Raw genomic sequence first — 23,502 nt, forward strand, 5'->3', positions numbered from 1 at the left:
CGCGCGTATAATCGACCGCCTCAAACACTAACACCGTCATGCCCCACGTAAGCGGGGCATCCAGTAACCCAGGTCACCGCCGGGGTTACTGGATCGTTCGCTTTCGCGGACGATGACCGCGAGGATTACGATGTCTCGTCAGAAAAACACGGGTCGCCACGAGGCGACGCCCGGCGGCGCGTCGCAGCGGCAGCTGCGCGTCGGCGAACTGGTGCGGCACGCCATCGCCGAGATGATCACGCGGGGCGACGTCCATGATCCGGTCATCGAAGGGCACATGATCACCGTTCCCGAGGTGAAGGTGACCGCCGACCTTCGCCTCGCCACGGTCTACGTCATGCCGCTCGGCGGCAAGGATGCCGAGGCGGTGGTCGCCGCTTTCGAGCGCCACAAGAAATTCCTGCGCGCCGAGATCGCGCATCGCATCAACCTGAAATTCGCGCCGGACCTCCGCTTCCGGGTCGATGACCGCTTCGCCGAAGCCGAGCGCATCGACAAGCTTCTGCGCTCGCCGGACGTGCAGCGCGACCTGGACCACGAGGACGACAATGACTGACGGTGCCGACCAGTACGCCGACACGGCAGAGATCGATGCCGCGCCCCCCGCGGCTCCCGCGCCCCAGGGCGAACCGAAGGGCCGCCGCCCGCACAAGAAGCAGTTCAAGCGCGACAAGCGCGACGTCCACGGCTGGGTCGTGCTGGACAAGCCGGTCGGCATGACCTCGACCCACGCGGTGAGCGTCATCAAGCGGCTGTTCTCGGCCCGCCGCTGCGGCCATGCCGGCACGCTCGACCCGCTCGCCTCCGGCGCGCTGCCGATCGCCATGGGCGAGGCCACCAAGACGGTCCCCTTCGTGATGGACGGCCGCAAGCTGTATCGATTTACCGTGCGGTGGGGCGAGGAACGCGACACCGACGACGCCGAAGGCCGGGTCATCGCCCAGAGCGAGCAGCGCCCGAGCGCCGAGGCCATTAACGCCGTCCTGCCCAATTACATCGGCACCATTCAGCAGGTCCCGCCCCGGTATTCGGCCATCAAGATCGAAGGCGAGCGGGCGTACGACCTCGCCCGCGACGGCGAAACGGTGGAACTGCAGCCCCGGCCGGTCGAGATCAAGCGTTTGGAGGTCGTCGAGATCCCGGACGCCGACCACGCGGTGCTCGAGGCCGAATGCGGCAAGGGTACCTATGTCCGGTCCCTGGCCCGCGACATCGGCCGGGCGCTGGGCTGCTACGGCCATGTCAGCCAGCTCAGGCGTACCGCCGTCGGGCCCTTCAGCCCGGAAACCATGATTCTACTGGAAGATTTGGAGGCTCTGTGCCATAGAGCCGCCACCGGCGAGGGAAGCCTTGCCGATGCACTCATGCCAGTTGAGACCGCGCTGGACGACATCCCGGCGCTGGCCATCAGCCGGCAGGATGCGGGGAGGCTCGCAAGGGGCCAATCCGTTTTGTTGCGCGGACGGGACGCTCCCAATTTCCGCGGCACTGTTTCGGTGAACGTAGCGGGTCAGCTTCTGGCCCTGGCCGAACTGGACCACGGCGAAATCGTCCCCAAGCGCGTGTTCAACCTGGTCGGCCTTGTAGGCCGTGCCGCCCGTAAGAAAGGATGACCGATGTCGGTGACGCCCAGCCGTAAGGCTGAAGTTATCAAGACGTTTGCCACGAAAGCCGGAGACACCGGATCGCCGGAAGTACAGATCGCGATCCTGTCCGAGCGCATCACCAATCTGACTGAGCACTTCAAGACCCACACCAAGGACAACCATTCCCGGCGTGGTCTGCTCAAGCTGGTCAGTCAGCGCCGCACGCTGCTCGACTATCTGCGGCGCAGCAACGAAGCCAGCTACAAGTCCTTGATCGAGAAGCTCGGCATCCGCCGATAATGTCGCGCGCGGCGCGCATGAAGCCGCCGCGCGTTTGTGAAGCGTATGCGTAGGTTGCATTCGCTTTTGATGACCGGCGGCGAAGGACGCCGCCGGCAAGAGCAGGAGCCGAATGTGATCGGCTCTTGCGCCAAGGCAAGGCTCGGAACGCCATGGCAGGATCGCAAGACGCTTTATTCGCCCGGTGCGCCGCCTGACGCGCCCGCGAGAAGCGTCTTGCCGTCTTGCTCATGGCTTCAGGGCTTTGACCCAGAACCATGAGAGAAGAACCGATGTTCAATATTCACCGCGTTGAGCTCGACTGGGGCGGCCGCAAGCTGACCCTCGAGACCGGCCACATGGCGCGTCAAGCCGACGGCGCCGTTCTTGCCACTTACGGCGAAACCACCGTTCTCGCCACCGTCGTCGCCGCCAAGGCGCCGCGCGAAGGTATCGACTTCCTGCCGCTCACCGTCGACTACCAGGAAAAATTCTACGCCGCCGGCCGCATTCCGGGCGGCTACTTCAAGCGTGAAGGCCGTCCGACCGAGAAGGAGACGCTGGTCTCCCGCCTCATCGACCGTCCGGTGCGTCCGCTGTTCGCCGATGGCTGGCGCTGCGAGACGCAGGTGATCGTCACCACGCTGTCGCACGACCTCGAAAACGATCCCGACATCCTGGCGATGGTGGCCTCCTCGGCCGCGCTGACCCTGTCGGGCGCACCGTTCATGGGCCCGATCGGCGCCGCCCGCGTCGGCTTCATCAACGGCGAATACGTGCTCAACCCGCAGCTCGACGAGATGACCGAGAGCCAGCTCGATCTCGTCGTCGCCGGCACCACCGACGCCGTGCTGATGGTCGAATCGGAAGCCAAGGAGCTGTCCGAGGAGATCATGCTCGGCGCCGTGATGTTCGGCCACCGCCACTTCCAGCCGGTGATCGAGGCGATCATCAAGCTCGCCGAGAAGGCCGCCAAGGAGCCGCGCGAGCTGACGTTGCCCGACAACGCCGCGCTCGAAAAGGAAATCCTCGGCATCGCCGAGAAGGATCTGCGCGCCGCCTATTCGATCCCCGTGAAGCAGGACCGCTACAAGGCGGTCGGCGCGGTGAAGGAAAAGGTGATGGCGCACTTCTTCCCGGAAGGCGCCGAGCCCGCTTACGACAAGCAGCGCGTCGCCGGCGTGTTCAAGGAGCTTGAGGCCAAGATCGTCCGCTGGAACGTGCTCGACACCAGCAAGCGCATCGACGGCCGCGACCTCAAGACCGTGCGCCCGATCCAGGTGGAAGTCGGCGTGCTGCCGCGCACCCACGGCTCGGCGCTGTTCACCCGCGGTGAGACCCAGGCGCTCGTCGTCACGACGCTCGGCACCGCGGAAGACGAACAGTGGATCGACGCCTTGCAGGGCACCTACAAGGAATCGTTCCTGCTGCACTACAACTTCCCGCCCTACTCGGTCGGTGAGACGGGCCGCCTCGGCGGCACCAAGCGCCGCGAAATCGGCCACGGCAAGCTCGCCTGGCGCGCGATCCATCCGGTGCTGCCGGGCAAGGACGAGTTCCCCTACACCATCCGCGTGGTGTCGGAGATCACCGAATCGAACGGCTCGTCGTCGATGGCCTCCGTCTGCGGCGCTTCGCTGGCGCTGATGGATGCGGGCGTGCCGCTGAAGCGTCCGACCGCCGGCATCGCCATGGGCCTCATCCTCGAGGGCCAGCGCTACGCCGTGCTGTCCGACATCCTCGGCGACGAGGACCACCTCGGCGACATGGACTTCAAGGTGGCGGGCACCGAGCAAGGCGTCACGTCGCTGCAGATGGACATCAAGATCGCCGGCATCACCGAAGAGATCATGAAGGTCGCCCTCGCCCAGGCGAAGGACGGCCGCGTGCACATCCTCGGTGAAATGTCGAAGGCGCTCTCGGCCGCGCGCGCCGAGCTCGGCGAGCATGCGCCGCGCATCGAGACCTTCAAGATCCCGACCGACAAGATCCGCGAAGTGATCGGCACCGGCGGCAAGGTGATCCGCGAGATCGTCGAGAAGACCGGCGCCAAGATCAACATTGAGGACGACGGCTCGGTGAAGGTCGCCTCCGCTTCGGGCGACTCGATCAAGGCGGCGATCAACTGGATCAAGTCGATCGCCTCCGATCCGGAAGTCGGCCACATCTACGAAGGCACCGTCGTGAAGGTGATGGACTTCGGCGCCTTCGTGAACTTCTTCGGCGCCCGCGACGGCCTGGTGCACATCAGCCAGCTCGCCGCGAGCCGCGTGCAGAAGACCTCCGACGTCGTCAAGGAAGGCGACAAGGTGAAGGTGAAGCTCCTCGGCATGGACGAGCGCGGCAAGGTGCGCCTGTCGATGAAGGCCGTCGACCAGGCGACCGGCGAGGACCTCGAAGCCAAGCAGAAGGCCGACGCTCCGGCCGAAGGCGCGGCGGAGTAAGTCTCACCGCAACGAATGCGAAAGGGCGGCCTTCGGGCCGCCCTTTTTCTTTGCGCGCGCGCCGTCTAGGCTTCCCGCACAAGAATGATCATCGGGGAAACGCCAATGTCTTCGCTCGCCGCCGAGCTGCCGAAAGAAATGCAATCGCTGCAACTGCAGCCGCTGTTCGTCTTCCGGATCAACGTCAACAAGCCGAGCGTCATCGGCCAGACGCCGAGCATCGACCGCCGGGTCGGCGAGATCACCGGTGGCACCTTCGAAGGCGAGCGCCTGCGCGGCAAAGTGCTGTCCGGCGGCAGCGACTGGCAGACGGTGCGGCGCGACGGATCGTGGGTGCTCGACGTGCGTCTCGTGATGGAGACCGACGACGGTCACCTCATCGGCATGACCTATAAGGGTATCCGCCACGGACCGCAGGCGGCGCTCGACCGCATCGCCAAAGGCGAGAGCGTCAGCCCGTCGGACTATTATTTCCGCGCCATACCCTTGTTCGAGACGGCATCGGACAAATACGACTGGCTCAACAACGTGATTGCGGTCGCAACCGGCCACCGGCTTGCCAGCGGCCCGATCTATCACGTGTTCGAGGTGCTTTAAGGCACCGGTTGCGCACCATCGCCGGGCCGCGCGGGAAACACGCGACCCGGTATCGATGGCGCGAGCCGGCGTTACTTCTTGCCCTTACGCTTCTTCTGCGGCGCGAAGAACGTCGCGTCGACCTCGGCGATATCGTCCTGGTCGAGCTTACGCACTTCCAGCACGGTGCGCGGCGGATAAGGGCCCTTGCCCCACAACGCTTCGTCCTGCTGCACCTTGTTGACCATCGGCCGGTACTTGACGACGTCGGACACGTAGATCGTCAAACGCACGGCGTCCTGCAACGTCGCGCCCTGGGCTTCGACGACCTGCTTCACATTGATGAACATCTGCCGGATGCGCGCTTCGTCGCCTTCGACCAATTTGTTGGTCGCCGGGTCGACGCCGCGCATGCCGCCGACGAAGATGAACCCGCCGGCCAGCGCGCCGACGCTCCAGCTGCCGCTGGGCTTGATGCCGCCTTCGACCGGCGACAGAATCTTGACGTTCTCCGCATGCGCCGCGGCGGCGCCGACGATCATCGAGCAGCTCAGGAGAACGGCGAATAGGCGCGACAGTTTCGGCATGGTTGTCATCTCCTTGGGTTGAACAAAAACAGATCGCGTGTATCGGCATCTCGTAAACGGCGCGTTGCATCGGCGCCGCGATAACTCGCGACGCTTATGACTCACGCATGACTTGGTTCGATTCCGTTGCGTCGTTGCCAGAACGGCAGCGTGCGAAAGCGCCGCTCCGATGCATAAAGCGAACGCTGCGCCGCGAGATGCGCGGCGATGCCCTGTAGATAAGATTGTTCGTAGCGCGCGGCGACGGCGCCGTTGCCGGCGATCAGTTCGGCGACACTGTCCGCGGCTTGCGTGCCGCTCCACAGCGCTGTCGCGAGTCCATTCGCCGCCAGAGGATCGAGCGCACTCGCCGCATCGCCGGCGCGGATGACTCTCGGTTCGACGATCCGCGTCGCGGTCACGGTGCTCGACGCGGCGAACTGCAACGACGACCGCGCGAGATCAATGCCGAGGCTGGTCACACGTTGCGACACCGCAAGGGTTTCGGACGCCATCTGCGCCCAGCGCGCCGGATCCCGGCGCAAGCCGGACGACAACAGATCCGAGTCCGTGAAAAAGCCGACGAGAACGCGCCGCCCCGGCAATGCCGACATGTACCACCAGCCGTCGGCCACGGCCTCGACCAACGTCGCCGCCGCGACCTCGGCATCGTCATCGAGCGTAGCGATGGCGTAACAAGCGACGAGCTTGTCGAGACGCATCAAGTTTGCGTCGCCGGCGCTCACCGACGCGCGGCCGCTGCAATCGATAACGAAATCAGCTTCGTGCCGGGCCCCGTCGGCTAGATCGAGCGACGCACCATGGCGCATGCGCGTGACGGTGCGCACCGTACCGCTGACACGTTCGATCCCATCGGCATCGAGCGTCTCCATCATGCGCGCTTCGAGCTTGCGCCGGTCGATATGCCAGCCGCTTTCGGCCTCGCCTTGCGTGTCGTCGCGCCGCAGGGTGGCGTTGCCCCAGATCGAATAACGGCCTTCGCAACTCAGCGTGGTCGCGTCATCGAGCAGCGGCAGCCAGCCGAGCGCTTCGAGGAAAGGACGCGCACGAGACGACAACGTCTCGCCGCGATTATGCGCCGCCTGCGGCGGCGCGATCAGGATGGGGCGAAGCCCCCGCCGCTGCAGGCCGCGGGCACAAGCCATGCCGGCCATGCCCGCGCCGACGACGACTATACGCGTCATGCCGCCTCAGTTGTCCGAGGCAAGGTTCATCGAGCCGCGCTGCACCTCGACATAGACCTCTTCCGGCACGCCCGGCACGTCCTTCGGACCGGTGCGGCGCACGACCACGCCCATCTGCGTCCAGAGTTCGATCATGCGCCGCAGGCCATCGGTGTAGCCCGCTTCGACATGCAGACCGATGCCGGCGGCACCGCGCGACCACGGTGCGCGCGCGTGATAGAAGCGCAGCCGCTCCTCGACCGGCAGATCCGTACGCATCATGCGCTTGTAGAACTCCTCCGGCAGCACATCGACCGGCAGCAGCGCCGGCCACCACACCGGCGTCGGGAAACCGTCGGCCGTCAGCACCGACTGGCAGCTGAAAGCGTCGCCCTGCCACGGCACACCCATCCAGCGGGTGAGATCGCCCGGCGCTTGCGGGCCGATCGGCGCGCCCGCGTCAGGCCGAGACGGATTGCCGGCGAACACGTTCTGCGGATTGAGCTGCAGCCCGACGTCCTGCGCCAAGCCTTTGCGTGTCGAGATCGCGATGCGGAACGGGAACGGCGTGTCCTTCGGCGTGCGATAGAGCGCCGCCTGACGGATCGGCCAGGTGATTTCCACGCCTGGATGGAAGGCGCCGCCCGAGCAGGCGTCGAGCGCGGCGCGCGTCAGCGCTTCCGGCCGCATGGCGAGCGGCATGTCGTCGAGCTGCTTCACAGCGTCGGCCTTGGCGTCTTCGTAGTCGTTGACGAAGTCGCCCTTCGCCCAGGCGCCGAGGATGGCGTATTGGCTCGGCGTCAGCGTCAGCCAGCTGTCGCGGCTGCCGGGATAATTGACGCCGTCGCCGAGCATCAGCGGCACAGCCTTGACGCGCTGGTCGCCGCCGCCCGGCTTGCGGAATGCCGCCAGCACCTTTTCGCGCGCGGGACGCGCCGCCGCGTCGGCCACGGCAAGCTTCTTGATGACGTCGGGGTTCGACAGGTCATCGAGATCGAGCCAGGCCGCAATGAGATATGACGCATCGGCAACCCACTGCATCATGCCCGCGCGGCGCAGGATCGGCAGCACGTCGCGCCGGAACGACACCTGGCCGGCAATGGCCTTCATGTGTCCGGTCGAGATCATCACCTCGCGGCCGACGTCATAGAGGCTGACGATCGGCTCGATCTGCGGCGCGAACTTCGGACCGCAGCAGACGACCCACGCCGGATCGCATTCGACATCGGCACCGCCGACGCGGACGGTCGCCTTGACCCAGCCGTCTGCCCAATCGTCGTGCCAGCCGTCATTGTTGGTGAAGTCCTTCACCGGGTTCTGCGGCAGCGCCGTTTGCGACACACCGCTCGCCGGGAACACCAGCAGACGACCGGCATCGTCCGTGCGCAGATGACCGAGACCGACCGGCAGCTTCTTCCAGAACTGACCGGCCATGTTGTACTTGGCATCGCTGCCGCCGGCATTGACCGACGCGCCGCTGATCTGCACCGGGCCGGGATTGATGATCAGCATCTCCTCGCGCTTGTCCGGCGCGATGAAATTGTTGCGCTGCGCGCCCGGAATGCCCGGCGTGATATCGCCGCGGTCCATCGCGTTCGAGAAGCCGTACCAGGCCGCCTTGCTGTTGGCGACGTGCACCGTCCAGCGAACGTTATCCGCGGTGCCGAGTTCGCGCACGACGCGGCCTTGATCGTCGAAGCCATAGACGCGGAAGCGCTGCACCTGCTTCTTGACGCGCGACGGACTCTGCTTGAAGCCGCCCTGCGGCTCGTTCAAGAGACCGGGAACTTCCGGCGCGAGAAACCATTCGTCGCCATTGCCGACGCGCGAGAAGCCGATCGCGGGAAAGATCGCGGCGCGGACAATGCGCGCGCCGGCCGGCGCGGGCTGCGCGAATGCGGGCGCGATCGCGGCCTTGAATAACGCCGGTGACGTCAAACCGACGGCCGAAGCCCCGAGCAGAAAGTCGCGACGTTTCATGTTGATTGCCTCCGGTCTGCGGGCGGCTTCCGCGCATCGCCGTGGCGTAACGACGCGCTCAATTCATTGCCAGACGACCGCACCGGACATGGTCGATCATCGATTGCGCAAGCCGCGAATGCGAAATCGACGGGGACGGTAGTGGGATATTGTTAATGAGCGCTTTCGCTACGTTGCGCAGATTGCATTAAGCGGCCGTGCGACAGTGCTTCGCCGATAATTGTTCCAAGCGCTTCGAAATCCTTTTTGCGCGGTGACGTGCGACGCCATGCGAGTCCCACCGCGCGCGCGGGTTCCGGTTCGGTAAAGCGCAGGAGTTTCACACGGCTGTCGCGTGCTTCTGTCTCCACCGCCACTTCAGGCAACAGCGTGACGCCGTAACCGTTCGCCACCATCTGCATCACGGTGGTGAGCGACGTCGCGCCGAGACCAGCCGGGAGATCACGCCCCTTGGTGGCGCAGAAAGCGAGCGCCTGATCGCGCAGGCAATGGCCTTCTTCCAACAGGATGAGCCGGCTTTGATCGACATCGTCGACAGCGACGCGCTTGCGCGCGGGCAACGGTTCGCTCGACGGCGCGGCCAGCAGAAAACGGTCGTCGAATAATTTCAATGTCTCGACGTCGACACCCTCGACCGGCAGCGCTAGCATGATGCAGTCGAGTTCCCCGCTCGACAATTCGTCGAGCAGTAATCGCGTTTGCGTCTCGCGAACTTCAAGTCGCAGCGCCGGATAGCGTTCTTGCAACCGCGGCAGCACGCGCGGCAAGACATAAGGGGCGAGCGTCGGAATGATGCCGAACCGCAATTGCCCGGTGAGCACGTCACGGTGGCGCGCGAAGTCGACGAGATCGCGCGCCGCGGCCAGAATGCGCTCGGCCCGTTGCGCGACCTCGAGCCCGGTTTCGGTGAGGACGATGTCGCCCGGCCGCCGCTCGACAAGTTCCGCGCCGATTTCACGCTCCAGCTCGCGTACCTGCATCGAGAGCGCGGGTTGGGTGACGGCACAATCCTCGGCCGCGCGGCCGAAATGGCGATGGCGGGCAAGCGAGGTCAGGTAACGCAACTGTCGCAATGTGATCATGCCGATAAGGTAGCCTTATCGAGAACCCTAAACAATGCGATTAGACCTGATCCCGGTTTGGAGCGATAATAGTTCTAGTTGTAACCGCCTGCATTACAACGGGACACAACGACAAACGTCAACGAGAGGAGCCTCAAGCATGGATGACAAGACCAAGGTGAGCACCAGCGGGGGCCAGTGCCCGTTCTCGGGCGGCACGCGCGGCCGCGCAAATCGCGATTGGTGGCCGGATGCATTGAGCATCGAGATGCTCCATCGCAATTCGACTCTCTCCGACCCAATGGGTGGCGATTTCGACTACGCCAAGGAGTTCAAGAGCCTCGACCTCAACGCCGTGATGAAGGACCTCACGGCGCTGATGACGAATTCGCAGGAATGGTGGCCGGCCGACTTCGGTCATTACGGCGGCCTGATGATCCGTATGGCCTGGCACAGCGCCGGCACCTATCGCATCACCGACGGCCGTGGCGGCGCCGGCGCGGGCCAGCAGCGCTTCGCGCCGCTCAACTCGTGGCCGGACAACGCCAACCTCGACAAAGCGCGCCGCTTGCTGTGGCCGATCAAACAGAAGTACGGCCGCAAACTCTCCTGGGCCGACTTGATGGTTCTCGCCGGCAATGCCGCGCTCGAGTCGATGGGCTTCAAGACCTTCGGCTTCGCCGGCGGCCGCAAGGACGTGTGGGAACCCGAAGAACTGTATTGGGGTCCGGAAGGCACATGGCTCGGCGACGAACGCTACAGCGGCGAGCGTCAGCTGTCGGAGCCGCTCGGTGCCGTGCAGATGGGCCTCATCTACGTCAATCCGGAAGGCCCGAACGGCAATCCCGATCCCGTGGCCGCGGCCAAGGACATCCGCGAAACGTTCTTCCGCATGGCGATGAACGACGAAGAAACCGTCGCGCTGATCGCCGGCGGTCACACCTTCGGTAAGACGCACGGCGCGGGCGATCCGTCGCTGGTCGGGCCGGAGCCGGAAGCCGGCGCACTCGAGGACCAAGGGCTCGGCTGGAAGAGCACGTACGCAAGCGGCATCGGCGGCGACGCCATTACCGGCGGCCCCGAAGTCATCTGGACCCAGACGCCGACGAAGTGGAGCAACTACTTCTTCGAGAACCTGTTCAAATACGAATGGGAGCTGACGAAGAGCCCCGCCGGCGCCAAGCAGTGGACGGCCAAGAACGCCGAAGCGGACATTCCGGACCCCTTCGATCCGTCGAAGAAGCGCAAGCCGACGATGCTGACCACGGACTTGGCGCTGCGCTTCGATCCCGCCTACGAGAAGATCTCGCGGCGCTTCTACGAGCATCCGGATCAGTTCGCCGACGCGTTCGCCCGCGCCTGGTTCAAGCTCACGCATCGCGACATGGGGCCGCGCGCCCGTTACCTCGGCCCGCTTGTGCCGAAGGAGACGTTGATCTGGCAGGATCCGGTCCCCGCCGTCGATCACGCGCTGATCGACGACAAGGATGCCGAGACGTTGAAGGTGAAGATCCTCGGCTCCGGCCTCACCGTGCCGCAACTCGTGTCCACGGCGTGGGCCTCGGCCTCGACCTTCCGCGGCTCCGACAAGCGCGGCGGCGCCAATGGCGCGCGCATTCGCTTGGCGCCGCAGAAAGACTGGGAAGTGAACGAGCCGGCTGAACTCGCGAAGGTGCTGTCGAAACTCGAAGCGATCCAGAAGGAGTTCAACGGTTCGGCTTCGGGCGGCAAGAAGGTGTCGCTCGCCGACCTGATCGTGCTCGGCGGCAACGCCGCGGTCGAAAAGGCGGCGAAGGATGGCGGCACCAATGTGAAGGTGCCCTTCGCACCGGGACGCACGGATGCGTCGCAGGACCAGACCGACGTCGAATCCTTCGCTCCGCTCGAGCCCCGCGCCGACGCGTTCCGCAACTACATCAGCAGCAAGCGGCAGTTCATGCATCCCGAAGAGGCGATGGTGGATCGTGCGCAACTGCTGACGCTGACCGGACCCGAGATGACGGTGCTCGTCGGCGGCCTGCGCGTGTTAGGGGCCAATGCCAACGGCGCCAAGCACGGCGTTCTCACCAACCGCGTCGGCTCGCTGACGAACGACTTCTTCGTCAACCTGCTGACCATGGGCACCGAGTGGGTGCCGGCCGCCGACGGCACCTATGAAGGGCGTGACCGCAAGAGCCACGACCTGAAATGGACCGCTACGCGCGTCGACCTCATCTTCGGGTCGCACTCGCAGCTCCGCGCCTTCGCCGAAGTCTACGCCTGCACCGACTCGCAGGATAAGTTCGTGAAGGACTTCGTGGCGGCGTGGACCAAGGTGATGAACGCCGACCGCTTCGATCTCGTCGGGGCCGGCACGCAAAAGGCGGCCTAGGCGTCAGCGCATCGCTGACATGAAATGAAACGGCCGGGGGAATCCCCGGCCGTTTTTGTTTTTCCTCGCGTCATCCCAGGCGAGCGAAGCGCGACCCGGGATCCAGTACTCCGCGCCTTATCGATTCCGCAGCGGCGTACTGGGTCCCCGCCTTCGCGGGGACGACGGAGGATCAAGGCGTGATCGCCACCTTCAACACGCCGTCGCGCTGGTTGGCAAACAGGTCATACGCCTTCTCGATATCGTCGAGCTTGAACCGATGCGTGACCAGCGCCCGCGCATCGATCCGGTTCGAAGCGACAACGTCCATCAGCCGGCGCATACGCTCCTTGCCGCCGGGGCAGAGCGTCGTGCGGATCGTGTGGTCGCCGAGACCGGCGAGGAAAGCATCGAGCGGAATTTTCAAATCCGCCGAATAGACGCCGAGCGACGACAAGGCGCCTCCCGGTCGCAGCACGCGCAGCGCCCATTCGAAGGTCTGCTGGCGGCCGAGTGCTTCGATGGCGACGTCGACGCCGCGGCCGTCCGTGAGGCGCATGATCTCCTCGACCGGATCGACCGTGGAGAAATCGACGACGTGATCCGCGCCCATCTTGCGCGAAATGGTCATGCGCGGCGCGACCTTGTCGACCGCGATGATGGTCGTCGCGCCCAGGAGCCGCGCGCCCGCCGTCGCGCACAAACCGATCGGACCTTGCGCGAACACGGCAACGCTGTCGCCGATGCGCACATTGCCGCTTTCGGCGCCCGAGAAGCCGGTCGACATGATGTCCGGACACATCAGCACTTGTTCGTCCGTGAGGCCCTCCGGCACCGGCGCGAGGTTCACCATCGCATCGGGCACCAGGAGATACTCGGCCTGCGCGCCGTCGATGGTGTTACCGAAGCGCCAGCCGCCCATGCCCTTGAAGCCGTGCTTGGTGCCGGGGCCGTCCTGCGAAGAGCAGCCGCAGAGGCAAGCCGCGCTGTGGCCGCTCGGCGTGATCGCTCCGGCGATGACGCGCTGGCCTTCCTTGAAGCCTTGCACCGACGCGCCGAGCTTCTCGATGATGCCGACCGGCTCGTGGCCGATGGTCAGGCCGCGCGCGACGGGATATTCGCCCTTGAGGATATGAATGTCGGTGCCGCAGATGGTCGTCGTCGTGATGCGGATGAGCGCATCCAACGGACCGATTTCCGGAATCGGCTTTTCATCGAGCACGATGCGATTGGGCTCGACGAAGATCGCGGCTTTCATCTTCTTGGCCATGATGGAACTCCGGCATGCGGGACTGCTCCCTGCATACGCCGTGAGTCCGGCCGCGATACGATCTAGATCAAAAAGCGATGCGCCGCGTCATCTGACCCGATGATGCGCTGCCATCGGAACGTCATCTTCGACGCATGCGAACGCGCTTGCGCTTCGTTCGTCGAAGCGCAAGCCTGCGCCGGTTCCAGAATGATGTTGCGTCAGGCCGCGCGGCGGCTGCGATCGAAGTGCTCGAGGTACTTCTGCTTCACCTCGGCGAACGGCAGCACGACCAGCACGTCGGTAGTGCCGAACTCGTGGTCGATCACCGCACCGTCGCCGATGTAAGCGCCGAGGCGCAGATAGCCCTTCACCAGCGGCGGCAACGCGCGCAGCGCATCCTTCGGATCGATGGTTTCCTTCGACAGCCGGTTCATCTCGACATAGCGCGCCGGCAGCGCGCGCGCGCGCCAGGCCTCCGGCGCGCGGCTGTAGTGATGCAGGAACGACAGCGGCAACGCCAGGCGATGCGGATCGGTGCCTTCCAGGCTGGCGCAGCCGATCATCACGTCGATCCGGTGATGCTGCACGTAAGCATGGATGCCGTGCCACAGCAGCTCGACGGTGCGCTTGTTGCGATAGGGCGCCAGCACGCAAGAGCGGCCGAGCTCGAGGAACTGCAAATTGGTGTGACGCTCGATCAGCCCACCGATGGCGAATTCGCCGGCGGTGTAGAAGCCGCCGTGATCCTCGGCGAGCGACTGGCGCAGCAGCCGGTAGGTGCCGACCACCGTGGGCCGGTTGAGCGCGGTGCGATCGCGCGCATCGTGGTCGATGACCAGCAGGTGGTCGCAGATGGCGTCGTAGGAATCGACATCGCGGCGGGCGAACAGCCGGCCCGGATTGGGGATAGCGCTGCCCTCCTGGTAGAACACCCGGTAGCGCAGCTTCTGCGCCTGCCGCACCTCGGCCGCGGTCTGCGCCAAACGCACTTCCAGCGAGCCGATGCGGCCGAGCGTCTGCGCCGGCCGGTGCGCCCGGGCGGCGAAGGCCTGCAGGCCGCTATAGGCCTGGAACGTGGTGATCAGGCCCGGGACGCCGGCAGCCCCACCCCCGGCCGGACGAAAGCGGCCAAACAGGTTGCGCGAAGGGTTCAGGCGAGTGGCCATGGAGGTATTTCCGGATCCGGTTACGCGTGTGGGGGTACTTGCCAATCAAAAGTCGAATCAGCGCCACATAAAGTCCGCTGACCCGTACACCATGGGCCGGATACCGAATTATGACAATGTGGGGAAAGTTCCGTTACGCCGCAAGCGTCTTGCGCCCGCTGCCGCTGGTTGCATCCAGCGCCTCCTGCAAACGTTCGCGATCGAGCGGCTTGGTCAGCAACCCCTGCATACCGGCGGCCAGCGCCGCGTCGCGGTCCTCGGCCTGGGCATTGGCGCTCAGCGCCAGAATCCGCGTCGGCACGGCCTCCCCGGCTTCCGCGGCGCGGATACGGCGGGTCGCCTCGAGCCCGTCCATGCCGGGCATCTGGATGTCCATCAGCACCAAATCGTAGGGCATACCTGCCACGCGGGCGCGCTGCCAGGCATCCACAGCGGCCGCCCCGTTTTCCACAACCTCCGGCCGGTGCCCCAAGCGCGCCAGCAGCGCCCGCGCCAGCAACGCGTTGATGTCGTTGTCTTCCGCCACCAGCACCGACAGGCCTTTGCCTGAGGCCGCGACAACCGCGCGTTCCGCCGGCGCGGCCGCGTCCTCGAACACATCGGCGGGGCGCAAGCGCGCCGCGAGCGACGCCGCGCGCACCGGCTTGACGAGATAGCCGGCGAAGCCGGCGTCCTTCAGCGCGGCAAGTTCATGCCGCTCGGTCGGCTTGATCAGCACGATGCGGCGCGGCACCGCCAGCGGCGGCGTGCCCTCCTGCAGCATCGATGACGCCAAAGGGAAGTCGACCAGCAGCCCCTGCCAGCGGCGCGTGGACAAAAGCGCGGCGGCTTCCTGCGGATCGGCCGCGATGTGTGTCACCGCGCCCCATTGGCCGAGCCGGCGCGCGAGCAGTTGTGCTTCGATCTGCGCCGCGGCGACGATCAGAACCGCCTGCCCGGTGAGATCGGGCGCGGCGAACTCCGCCTCGCTCAGATGGCCCGCGGCTTCGACCGGCAGCGTGACCGTGAAGGCCGCACCGGCGCCGGGCGTGCTCGTCGCCTCGATACGGCCGGCCATGCGCTCGACGATGCGTTTGGTGATCGCAAGGCCAAGGCCCGTGCCGCCAAACTTGCGTGTCGAGGAGCCGTCGGCCTGCTCGAACTCGAGGAAGATGCGCGCGACGTCTTCTTGTTTGAGGCCGATGCCGGTGTCGCGCACGACGACACGCAGGTCGTGCGCGTCGCCGCGTTCGACAATGACCGAGACGCCGCCGTGCTCGGTGAACTTGATGGCGTTGCCGGCGAGATTGAGCAGCACTTGCCGCAGCCGCATCGCGTCGCCCATGACGCGCGCCGGCAGTTTCTCATCGACGAAACAGGCGATCTCAATACCCTTGGCCTGCGCGCGCGGCGCCAGAAGCTCGATGACCTGTTCGATCAGCGGCGCGAGCGCGAACGGCTTCACATCGAGATCGAGCCGGCCGGCTTCGATTTTGGAGAAGTCGAGGATCTCCTCGATCAACGACAGCAAGGTTTCGCCCGACGTCTTCGCGGCTTTGACATACGTCACCTGCTCCGGCGTGAGCGGCGTGTCGAGCAGCAGATCGGCCATGCCGAGCATGCCGTTGAGCGGCGTGCGGATTTCGTGGCTGACCGTGGCGAGGAAGCGCGACTTGGCGCGGCTGGCGCTTTCGGCCTGGTCGCGCGCCGCGCTGAGCGCCTGCTCCGCGTCGACGCGGTCGGTGACATCGCGGCCGACCCCTTGCACCTCGGCGCCGGCCTCGCTGCGCACCACGACTTCGCGCCAGGCGAACCAGCGGGCGCCCTCCGCCGTCGCGATCTTCTGATCGTGCATGCGCGTGCCGTCGGCGAGCACGGTGACCGGGCCTTGCTCGCGCACCCGCAATGCGAGCGGCTTGCCGAGGAGATCGGTACGCGCTTGTCCAGTGAGCGCGAAGAAGGCTTCGTTCGCATAGGTGACGTGGCCTGACGCATCGCGGCGCACGATGACATCGCCTTGCGATTCGATGAGGCTGCGCACGCGCTCTTCGGCCTCGCGCAATTCCCAGTTCTTGTCTTCGAGTTCTTCGATCAGCGATTCGAGAACCCGCCGCTTGGCGGCGTAATCACGCCGCCGCATCAACAACAGCGCGATCACGGCACAGGCGACCGCGAACAGCACCGCGACGCCGGTGCCGAAGGCATAAGGGTCGTAGTTTTCGCGCTGGATGACGACGCCGGCGATAAAACCGAGGCCGGCGGAGAGCACCGCCCAGGTCACGATCACGGTGCGCCCGAATAGCACCAGCGCCGCGATGTTGCGCGCGCGTGTTGCGGCGGCTGATGCGCTCTGTGAGGTCGCTCGCGGCATCGTGGGTCCTGGACCGGCCATGCGCCGGCGCTTCACAAGGAACGCAGTGTCGCACCGGGAGGCTTGCCGTTTTATTCCCCGGCCGCGCCGGCAGGCGGCGTTCGCGCCGCTATGGTGAAGCGCCGGTAAACCGGAACCGATACGGTCCGTCGCAGCGGCCGATTCAGCGGATGAGCGCGCGCGCCGTAACCGCGCGGGCGCCGGATGTTACCGCGAACAGAGCGGCGGCCTGCTGGTCCGAGAACCGGGCCGACTTCACGTAGATTTTCTTGGCGGCCGGCTCGCGCGACAGCGCGACGGTAAGGTCCGGCGCCGTGGCGGCAGGATCGACCCGCACGCTCTTGAGCGGCACGCCGCTCGGGCAGGCGGGCGCGTCATCGTCCACCAGGACGAAATCGGCAACGGCAGGATCGTCGACGAGTTGCAGGCGTAGCGACGGATCGGCGTCGGCGGCCTCGACACGCACCGTGTAATCGGCGGCTTTGTCGGTGATGCGGAAAGCGCCGGTGGGCGCGGCAAAGCAGGGCGCCGTGTCGGCGGGCTTGCTGAGATAGACGCCGGCGGCACCGGCCGGTACGGCGGCGGCCAGGCCGAAGATCGTGGCAACGGTAATACGATTCATGAGCGCGCCCCCCAAGCGCACGCCGAATCGGCGCAAGCCAACAGACTACAAGAAGCCGCTTAAACTTCGCTTAAAGGACGACCGCCGGCGCGCGGTTCACGCGGCCCGGCGCATCTCGTCGGACAGCGCGCGGTAGGACAAAGCTTCGGCGAGATGGACGCGGCCGACCTGGGCGGCGCCGTCGAGATCGGCCAGCGTGCGCGCGACGCGCAGGACGCGGTGATAGCCGCGCGCCGACAGATGCATCTGCTCGGCGGCATCGCGCAACAAAGCAAGGCCCGCTTTGTCGGCGCGCGCGATCTCTTCCAGCGTCGAACCATTGGCCTGCGCATTGGTGCGCACATCGTCGAGGCCCAGCGCGGCATAGCGTTCGGCCTGGATGTCGCGCGCGCGGGCAACGCGGGCCGCCACTTCGCGGCTGCCCTCCGACGGCGGCGGCAGGATCAGATCGGCCGCGGTGACCGCCGGCACTTCGATGTGCAGATCGATGCGGTCGAGCAGCGGTCCCGACAGCCGGTTCTGATACTCGGCGGCGCAGCGGATGTTCGGCCCGCGCCGGCAGGCAAAGCCGGGATCGTTGGCGCGGCCGCAGCGGCACGGGTTCATCGCCGCGACCAGCATGAAGCGCGCGGGATAGGTGATGCGATGATTGGCGCGCGCGATCGCGACTTCCCCGGTCTCCAAAGGCTGACGCAGCGAATCGAGCACCTGCGGCGTGAACTCCGGCAATTCGTCGAGAAACAGCACGCCGTTATGCGCGAGCGAAATCTCGCCCGGCCGCGCGCGCAGGCCACCGCCGACCAGAGCCGGCATCGAGGCCGAATGATGCGGCGCGCGGAACGGCCGCTTGTTGGTGAGCGCGCCGCCTTCGATCTCGCCGGCGACGGACGAGATCATCGACACTTCGAGGAGCTCGGTCGGCGACAGAGGCGGCAGGATCGTCGGCAATCGCGCGGCGAGCATCGATTTGCCCGAGCCGGGCGGGCCGACCATCAGCAGGTTATGACCGCCGGCGGCCGCGACCTCGAGCGCGCGCTTGGCGCTCTCCTGTCCCTTGATGTCGGCGAGATCGAGCAGCGCGCCGCCGACTTCGCGGATCTTCGGCTGCGGCCGCGACAGTACTTGCGTGCCCTTGAAGTGATTGGCGAGTTGGATGAGCGATTGTGCCGCGACGATCTCGATCTCCGGACTGGCCCACGCCGCTTCCGCGCCGCAAGCCGATGGACAAATGAGCCCCTGCCCGCGCGCATTGGCGCCGATCGCCGCCGGCAGCACGCCGGCCACCGGCGCGATGGAGCCGTCGAGCCCCAGCTCGCCGAGCACGGTGTAACCGGCGACGGCGTCTTGCGGCACGGCCCCGATCGCGGCCATCAGACCGAGCGCGATCGGCAGATCGTAATGGCTGCCTTCCTTCGGCAGATCGGCCGGCGCCAGATTAACGGTGATGCGCCGCGCCGGCAGCGCGAGCCCGGAAGCCACCAGCGCCGCGCGCACGCGCTCCTTGGCCTCGGACACGGCCTTGTCCGGCAAACCAACGATATTGAAAGCTGGGAGACCGGGCGCGACCTGTACCTGGACGTCGACAGCGCGGGCCTCGATGCCCTCGAACGCCACGGTGCCGATCCGCTGAACCATTGTCCCGCCCCTGCACTTCCCGCAAAAGTAGTAGCGCAAGTTGTGGACGGCGACAAGAACATTTGCAGAACAAAATATTCCCGTTATGATCCCTCGCTAAGGACCTGTCGGACAACCGGTGGACACCATGATCGACCGTGAAGCGATGGCGAAGGATCTCAAGCTGGCGCGTGAGGCGCGGCTGGAGGCGGAAGCGGCCAATGCCGATGTCGAAGAGCTGATCTGGGAAATCCAGCACATCCAGCTCGGCCGCCAGCGAATGGTGTTCTCGATCGCCGGCTTCGAGCAGGAACTCGCCGCCGCTTAAGAGCGGGCGAGCAAATCCTCTTTCGTCGCGCCGAGGATTTCCTCGGCCAGCGCCGCGTCGTTGACCGCGCGCGCCAGAACGCCGGCGCCGACGAGCTGCGCCATCACGGCCAGCGCCTTGCGCCGCCGCGCCGCCTTGCGGCCCGGCAGCACATCCATCAGCACATCAATGAGCTTCAGCAGGCCGTCGCGGAACACGGCGCGGATCGATTTGTCCTGGCGCGGCGCTTCGGCGCCGAGCGCGACCAGCGCGCAACCGCGGCCGGAACTGTCGTACTGCCGCGGCGACAGATAGTGCGCGATCATGGCCTCGAAGGCTTTGTCGCCCGCACTGTCGCGCACCTCGGTCCAGCGCGCCGCCGACTTCGCCAAAGCCGCATGGCAGGCCTGCGCGGCGAGATCATCCTTCGAGTCGAAATGCCCGTAAAATCCGCCGTGCGTGAGATCGGCGGCTTTCATGATCTCGGCAACGCCGATGCCGTCGAATCCCTTCTCGCGCAGCAGCGTGCCCGCCACTGCGATGATGCGTTCGCGGTTTTCGGCCGCCTTCTCTCGACTGACACGCATGCGCTGTTCCCCTCGCCGCACGGCTTGACAAGTTATATGATGCCCGTCATTTATGTTCAATAGATGATGGTCATCATTTAACGGCGTCTTGCGCTCGCCGCGGGCCGCATACAGGGCATATCCCATGGTTTCGACTGCGCTTGCCGCGACGCTTGGCCGCCGCCGCATCCATTACGGCTGGGTGGTCGTCGGCGCGACCTTCTTCACGATGCTGGTCACCGCCGCCGCGATGGGCGTGCCCGGCGTGCTCATCGTGCCGCTGGAGAAGGAATTCGGCTGGACCACCTCGGAGATCTCCATCGCGCTTGCGGTGCGTCTGATCCTGTTCGGCCTGCTCGGGCCGTTCGCGGCCGCCTTCATGAATCGCTTCGGCGTCAGACGCGTCATCGTCGTCGCGCTGACGCTGATCTGCATCGGCTTTCTCGGCTCGCTGCGCATGACGGAGCTGTGGCAGCTCATGCTGTGCTGGGGCCTGATCATCGGCGTCGGTACCGGCCTCACCGCCATGGTGCTCGCCGCGACAGTGGCGACGCGCTGGTTCACGCACCGCCGCGGTCTGGTGATGGGCATGCTGGCGGCGAGCTCCGCCACCGGCCAGTTGGTGTTCCTGCCGCTGTTCGCCGCCATCACCACCGACTACGGCTGGCGCGTCGCACTGCTTTTCGTCTGTGCCATTCTGGCGGTGACCGGCGTCGTCGTCCTGCTGCTGATGCGCGACCGGCCTGCCGATCTCGGCCTGCCGCTGTATGGCGAGACCGACATCACGCCGGCCCCGGCAAAGACGGTCGGCTTGTCGGCGCTGCTGGTGACGCCGGTGAGCGTTCTCAAGGAAGTGTCCGGCACCGGCACCTTCTGGATTCTGTTCGCCACGTTCTTCGTCTGCGGCCTCAGCACCAACGGCCTGATCCAGACTCACTTCGTCACCTTGTGCAGCGATTACGGCCTCGTCGCCGTCACGGCGGCGAGCGTGCTGGCGATGATGGGCATTTTCGACCTGATCGGCACGATCGGCTCGGGCTGGCTGTCGGATCGCTTCGACAGCCGCTGGCTGCTGTTCTGGTATTACGGCCTGCGCGGGCTGTCGCTGCTCTATCTGCCGTTCACCGACTTCACCTTCTACGGCCTGTCGCTGTTCGCGGTATTCTACGGCCTCGATTGGCTGGCGACGGTGCCGCCCACCGTGAAGCTCACGGCCGACCGCTTCGGCCGCGAGAAGGCCGGCGTCGTGTTCGGCTGGATCTTCGCCGGCCATCAGTTGGGCGCCGCCACCGCCGCCTTTGGCGCGGGCTACACGCGCACGGAGTTCGCCACCTACCTGCCGGCGTTCTTCGCCGCGGGGGCGATGTGCATCGTCGCCGCGTTGCTGGCGCTGTGCATCGGCCGTTCGACGAACGCGACTCCGACCCTGGCACCGAAGGCGGCATAGCCAAGCCGCCGGTCCCCGCGCATAATCGGCCGCGCCGCCCCTGCTGTCGGCGGCGCGAGCCGGGGGGCTGCCGTGGCGAACACATTTCTGCGCGCCGTCGTCTTCATCGCCTTGTTCGGGATCGTCCCGTTAGCGGCGCATGCGCAGAGCAAGCCGCTATGGACCGTGCCGGAAATCGGCGCGCTGCCGCGCGATGCGCATGGCCAGCAAGTGCGCCAAGGGCGCGATCTGATCACCGCGACCTATGCCTATATCGGCCCCAACGTGTCCGATCCGGCCAAGCGCTATGCCGGCAACAATCTCGCCTGCGGCAACTGCCATCTGATGGCGGGCACCAAGAAGTTCGGCATCCCGCTGTTCGGCCTGTTCGGCGACTTCCCGCAATACAGCGCGCGCTCGGGCCGCGACATCAGCATCGAGGACCGCATCAACTCCTGCATGACGCGGAGCATGAACGGCAAACCGATGCCCGACGACGCGTCGGAGATGCAGGCGATCGTCGCCTACATCAAGTTTCTCAGCAGCGGCGTGCCCGACGGCAAGCAGCTTCCCGGCATGGGCACAGGCAAGATGCCGGAGATGTCGCGCGCCGCGAACCCGACGCGCGGCGGCATCATCTATGCGCGCGTGTGCCAAGCCTGCCACAACACCGACGGCTCCGGCATCCGCAACAGCGCGCCGTCGACCGATCTCGGCTACATGATGCCGCCGCTGTGGGGACCGGACAGCTTCAACGACGGCGCCGGCATGTCGCGAATCATCACGCTGGCCAACTTCGTGCACTTCAACATGCCGCATGGCGCCGATTATCTCGACCCGCGGCTGTCGGTGGAGGATGCGTGGGACGTCGCGGGCTATGTGGTGTCGCAGCCGCGGCCGCATAAGGCCGATCAGGAGAAGGACTTTCCCGACCTGCTGCTCAAGCCGGTCGACACGCCGTTCGGCCCCTACGCCGACAAATATAGCGAGAAGGTCCACAAATACGGACCGTTCGCCGCGATCCGCGAGGCACTCGCGAAGCTGAAGAAGAGCGGCGCGCGGTAGCGCGCAAAACCTCCGCTCATTCCCGCGAAGGCGGAAATCCAGCAGGCACGAAGACGTTTGCACCGCCGCGCCGGGTCCCCGCTTGCGCGGGGACGAGCGGAACGGAAGCACCCTCGTTGTGCCCCCGCTCAGCCCTTCCGCTTCGATTCGATCTTGTCCCAGATCAGCGCGGCGATGTCGGGGCCGCCGAGATTCTTGATGGCGCGCACGCCGGTCGGCGACGTCACGTTGATCTCGGTGATGTAATCGCCGATCACGTCGATGCCGACGAACAGGAGCCCGCGCTCGCGCAAGGCCGGCCCCAGACGATCGCAAATCTCGCGCTCGCGCGGCGTCAGCTCCGTCTTCGCGGGCGAACCGCCGCGCACCATGTTGGAGCGCAGGTCGTCGGCCGCCGGAATACGATTGACCGCGCCGGCATATTCGCCGTCGACCAGGATGATGCGCTTGTCGCCATCCTTCACCGCCGGCAGATACTTCTGGATCACCCATGCCTCGCGGAAGGTGACCGAGAACATGTCGTAGAGCGAACCGAAATTGAGATCCTCGCGCGTGATGCGGAACACCGCGCCGCCGCCATGGCCGTAGAGCGGCTTCATGACGATATCGCCGTGCTCGGCGCGGAAGGCTTTGATCTCGGCAAGATCGCGCGTCACCAAGGTCGGCGGCATCAGATCCGGAAACTCGGTGACGAACACCTTCTCCGGCGCGTTGCGCACATGCGCCGGGTCGTTGACCACCAGCGTCTTCGGGTGGATGCGCTCCAGGAGATGCGTCGTCGTCACATAATTGAGATCGAACGGCGGGTCCTGGCGCAGCAGCACCACGTCGAACTCGGTCAGGTCGACCCGGCGCGATTCGCCCAGCGAGAAGTGATTGCCGGCCTCGTCGCGCACCGCGAGCGGCTCGACCGTCGAGAACACGCGCCCGTTCAAGAGCGCCAGCCGGTCCGGCGTGTAATAGCTCAAGGCGTGGCCGCGCTTCTGAGCCTCCAGCAAAAGGGCGAAGGTGGAGTCGCCCTTGATGTTGATCCTTTGGATCGGATCCATTTGCACTGCGACTTTGAGACTCATGGCTGGCTCTGGCGACCGATTGAGGAGGAGGGATG

Annotated in this window: 20 protein-coding genes; 9 read left to right on the plus strand and 11 right to left on the minus strand. The window is 66.0% G+C overall.

The window, feature by feature from the left end:
• Nucleotides 1-130: 130 nt before the first annotated feature.
• From rbfA to DW352_RS17670, 5 genes are all read left to right on the plus strand, one after another.
• Nucleotides 131-556, plus strand: a complete 426-nt coding sequence (gene rbfA, locus DW352_RS17650) for a 30S ribosome-binding factor RbfA (protein ID WP_115692569.1) — start codon at nt 131-133, stop codon at nt 554-556.
• A complete protein-coding gene (gene truB, locus DW352_RS17655; RefSeq protein ID WP_115692570.1) occupies nt 549-1,613 on the plus strand; it encodes a tRNA pseudouridine(55) synthase TruB in 1,065 nt (354 codons plus the stop codon). Before rbfA ends, truB begins: the two co-directional genes overlap by 8 nt.
• A gap of 3 nt (nt 1,614-1,616) precedes the next feature.
• Nucleotides 1,617-1,886: a 30S ribosomal protein S15 gene (gene rpsO / locus DW352_RS17660; protein WP_115692571.1), complete on the plus strand. Its 270-nt coding sequence runs from the start codon at nt 1,617-1,619 to the stop codon at nt 1,884-1,886.
• 272 nt (nt 1,887-2,158) lie between these two features.
• Entirely contained in the window at nt 2,159-4,309 is a 2,151-nt protein-coding gene (pnp, locus tag DW352_RS17665; protein ID WP_115692572.1) for a polyribonucleotide nucleotidyltransferase, read from the plus strand.
• A gap of 105 nt (nt 4,310-4,414) precedes the next feature.
• Nucleotides 4,415-4,906 (plus strand): DUF3237 domain-containing protein, encoded by a 492-nt coding sequence (locus DW352_RS17670; protein WP_245434161.1) that lies wholly within the window; start codon nt 4,415-4,417, stop codon nt 4,904-4,906.
• A 71-nt stretch (nt 4,907-4,977) separates the two neighbouring features.
• Here the strand turns inward: DW352_RS17670 and DW352_RS17675 are convergent, their stop codons facing one another.
• The 4 genes from DW352_RS17675 to DW352_RS17690 form a co-directional block, all read right to left on the minus strand.
• Complete coding sequence (locus DW352_RS17675) at nt 4,978-5,472, minus strand: RidA family protein (protein WP_115694470.1); 495 nt, start codon at nt 5,470-5,472, stop codon at nt 4,978-4,980.
• 101 nt (nt 5,473-5,573) lie between these two features.
• Nucleotides 5,574-6,656 carry an NAD(P)/FAD-dependent oxidoreductase gene (locus DW352_RS17680; RefSeq protein ID WP_115692573.1) on the minus strand — a complete coding sequence of 361 codons (1,083 nt, stop codon included), beginning with the start codon at nt 6,654-6,656 and terminating at the stop codon, nt 5,574-5,576.
• A 6-nt stretch (nt 6,657-6,662) separates the two neighbouring features.
• Nucleotides 6,663-8,615: a CTQ-dependent glycine oxidase GoxA gene (gene goxA / locus DW352_RS17685; RefSeq protein ID WP_115692574.1), complete on the minus strand. Its 1,953-nt coding sequence runs from the start codon at nt 8,613-8,615 to the stop codon at nt 6,663-6,665.
• A gap of 152 nt (nt 8,616-8,767) precedes the next feature.
• Complete coding sequence (locus tag DW352_RS17690; protein ID WP_115692575.1) at nt 8,768-9,697, minus strand: hydrogen peroxide-inducible genes activator; 930 nt, start codon at nt 9,695-9,697, stop codon at nt 8,768-8,770.
• Between the two features lie 139 nt (nt 9,698-9,836).
• Between DW352_RS17690 and katG the strand changes: the two genes are divergently transcribed.
• Entirely contained in the window at nt 9,837-12,047 is a 2,211-nt protein-coding gene (gene katG / locus DW352_RS17695) for a catalase/peroxidase HPI (RefSeq protein WP_115692576.1), read from the plus strand.
• A 172-nt stretch (nt 12,048-12,219) separates the two neighbouring features.
• Here katG and DW352_RS17700 read toward each other — a convergent pair whose 3' ends face one another.
• The 5 genes from DW352_RS17700 to DW352_RS17720 all read right to left on the minus strand — a co-directional run bounded on the left by DW352_RS17700 (nt 12,220) and on the right by DW352_RS17720 (nt 19,051).
• Nucleotides 12,220-13,296: an NAD(P)-dependent alcohol dehydrogenase gene (locus DW352_RS17700; protein ID WP_115692577.1), complete on the minus strand. Its 1,077-nt coding sequence runs from the start codon at nt 13,294-13,296 to the stop codon at nt 12,220-12,222.
• A gap of 200 nt (nt 13,297-13,496) precedes the next feature.
• Nucleotides 13,497-14,444 carry a l-ornithine N(alpha)-acyltransferase gene (gene olsB / locus DW352_RS17705; RefSeq protein ID WP_115692578.1) on the minus strand — a complete coding sequence of 316 codons (948 nt, stop codon included), beginning with the start codon at nt 14,442-14,444 and terminating at the stop codon, nt 13,497-13,499.
• Between the two features lie 133 nt (nt 14,445-14,577).
• Nucleotides 14,578-16,794, minus strand: coding sequence for an ATP-binding protein (locus tag DW352_RS17710; protein ID WP_162827024.1), 2,217 nt, complete (start codon nt 16,792-16,794; stop codon nt 14,578-14,580).
• A gap of 163 nt (nt 16,795-16,957) precedes the next feature.
• Entirely contained in the window at nt 16,958-17,416 is a 459-nt protein-coding gene (locus DW352_RS17715) for a hypothetical protein (RefSeq protein WP_115692580.1), read from the minus strand.
• A gap of 96 nt (nt 17,417-17,512) precedes the next feature.
• The gene (locus DW352_RS17720; RefSeq protein WP_115692581.1) at nt 17,513-19,051 is read right to left on the minus strand and encodes a YifB family Mg chelatase-like AAA ATPase; all 1,539 of its coding nucleotides are present in this window, start codon (nt 19,049-19,051) and stop codon (nt 17,513-17,515) included.
• A 127-nt stretch (nt 19,052-19,178) separates the two neighbouring features.
• On the opposite strand from DW352_RS17720, the gene DW352_RS17725 reads away from it, so the two are divergent.
• Nucleotides 19,179-19,358, plus strand: coding sequence for a hypothetical protein (locus DW352_RS17725; protein WP_162827025.1), 180 nt, complete (start codon nt 19,179-19,181; stop codon nt 19,356-19,358).
• On the opposite strand, the gene DW352_RS17730 is transcribed toward DW352_RS17725, so the two are convergent.
• On the minus strand, nt 19,355-19,924 hold the full coding sequence (locus tag DW352_RS17730; RefSeq protein ID WP_115692583.1) for a TetR/AcrR family transcriptional regulator: 570 nt from the start codon (nt 19,922-19,924) through the stop codon (nt 19,355-19,357). The genes DW352_RS17725 and DW352_RS17730 overlap by 4 nt on opposite strands.
• A 124-nt stretch (nt 19,925-20,048) precedes the next feature.
• Between DW352_RS17730 and DW352_RS17735 the strand changes: the two genes are divergently transcribed.
• A complete protein-coding gene (locus DW352_RS17735) occupies nt 20,049-21,350 on the plus strand; it encodes an MFS transporter (protein WP_115692584.1) in 1,302 nt (433 codons plus the stop codon).
• A gap of 72 nt (nt 21,351-21,422) precedes the next feature.
• Nucleotides 21,423-22,394: a c-type cytochrome gene (locus tag DW352_RS17740; RefSeq protein WP_115692585.1), complete on the plus strand. Its 972-nt coding sequence runs from the start codon at nt 21,423-21,425 to the stop codon at nt 22,392-22,394.
• Between the two features lie 128 nt (nt 22,395-22,522).
• Here DW352_RS17740 and gshB read toward each other — a convergent pair whose 3' ends face one another.
• Nucleotides 22,523-23,467 carry a glutathione synthase gene (gene gshB / locus DW352_RS17745; protein ID WP_115692586.1) on the minus strand — a complete coding sequence of 315 codons (945 nt, stop codon included), beginning with the start codon at nt 23,465-23,467 and terminating at the stop codon, nt 22,523-22,525.
• Nucleotides 23,468-23,502: the final 35 nt, after the last annotated feature.

Source organism: Pseudolabrys taiwanensis, from assembly GCF_003367395.1.
GTDB classification, from domain to species: Bacteria; Pseudomonadota; Alphaproteobacteria; order Rhizobiales; family Xanthobacteraceae; genus Pseudolabrys; species Pseudolabrys taiwanensis.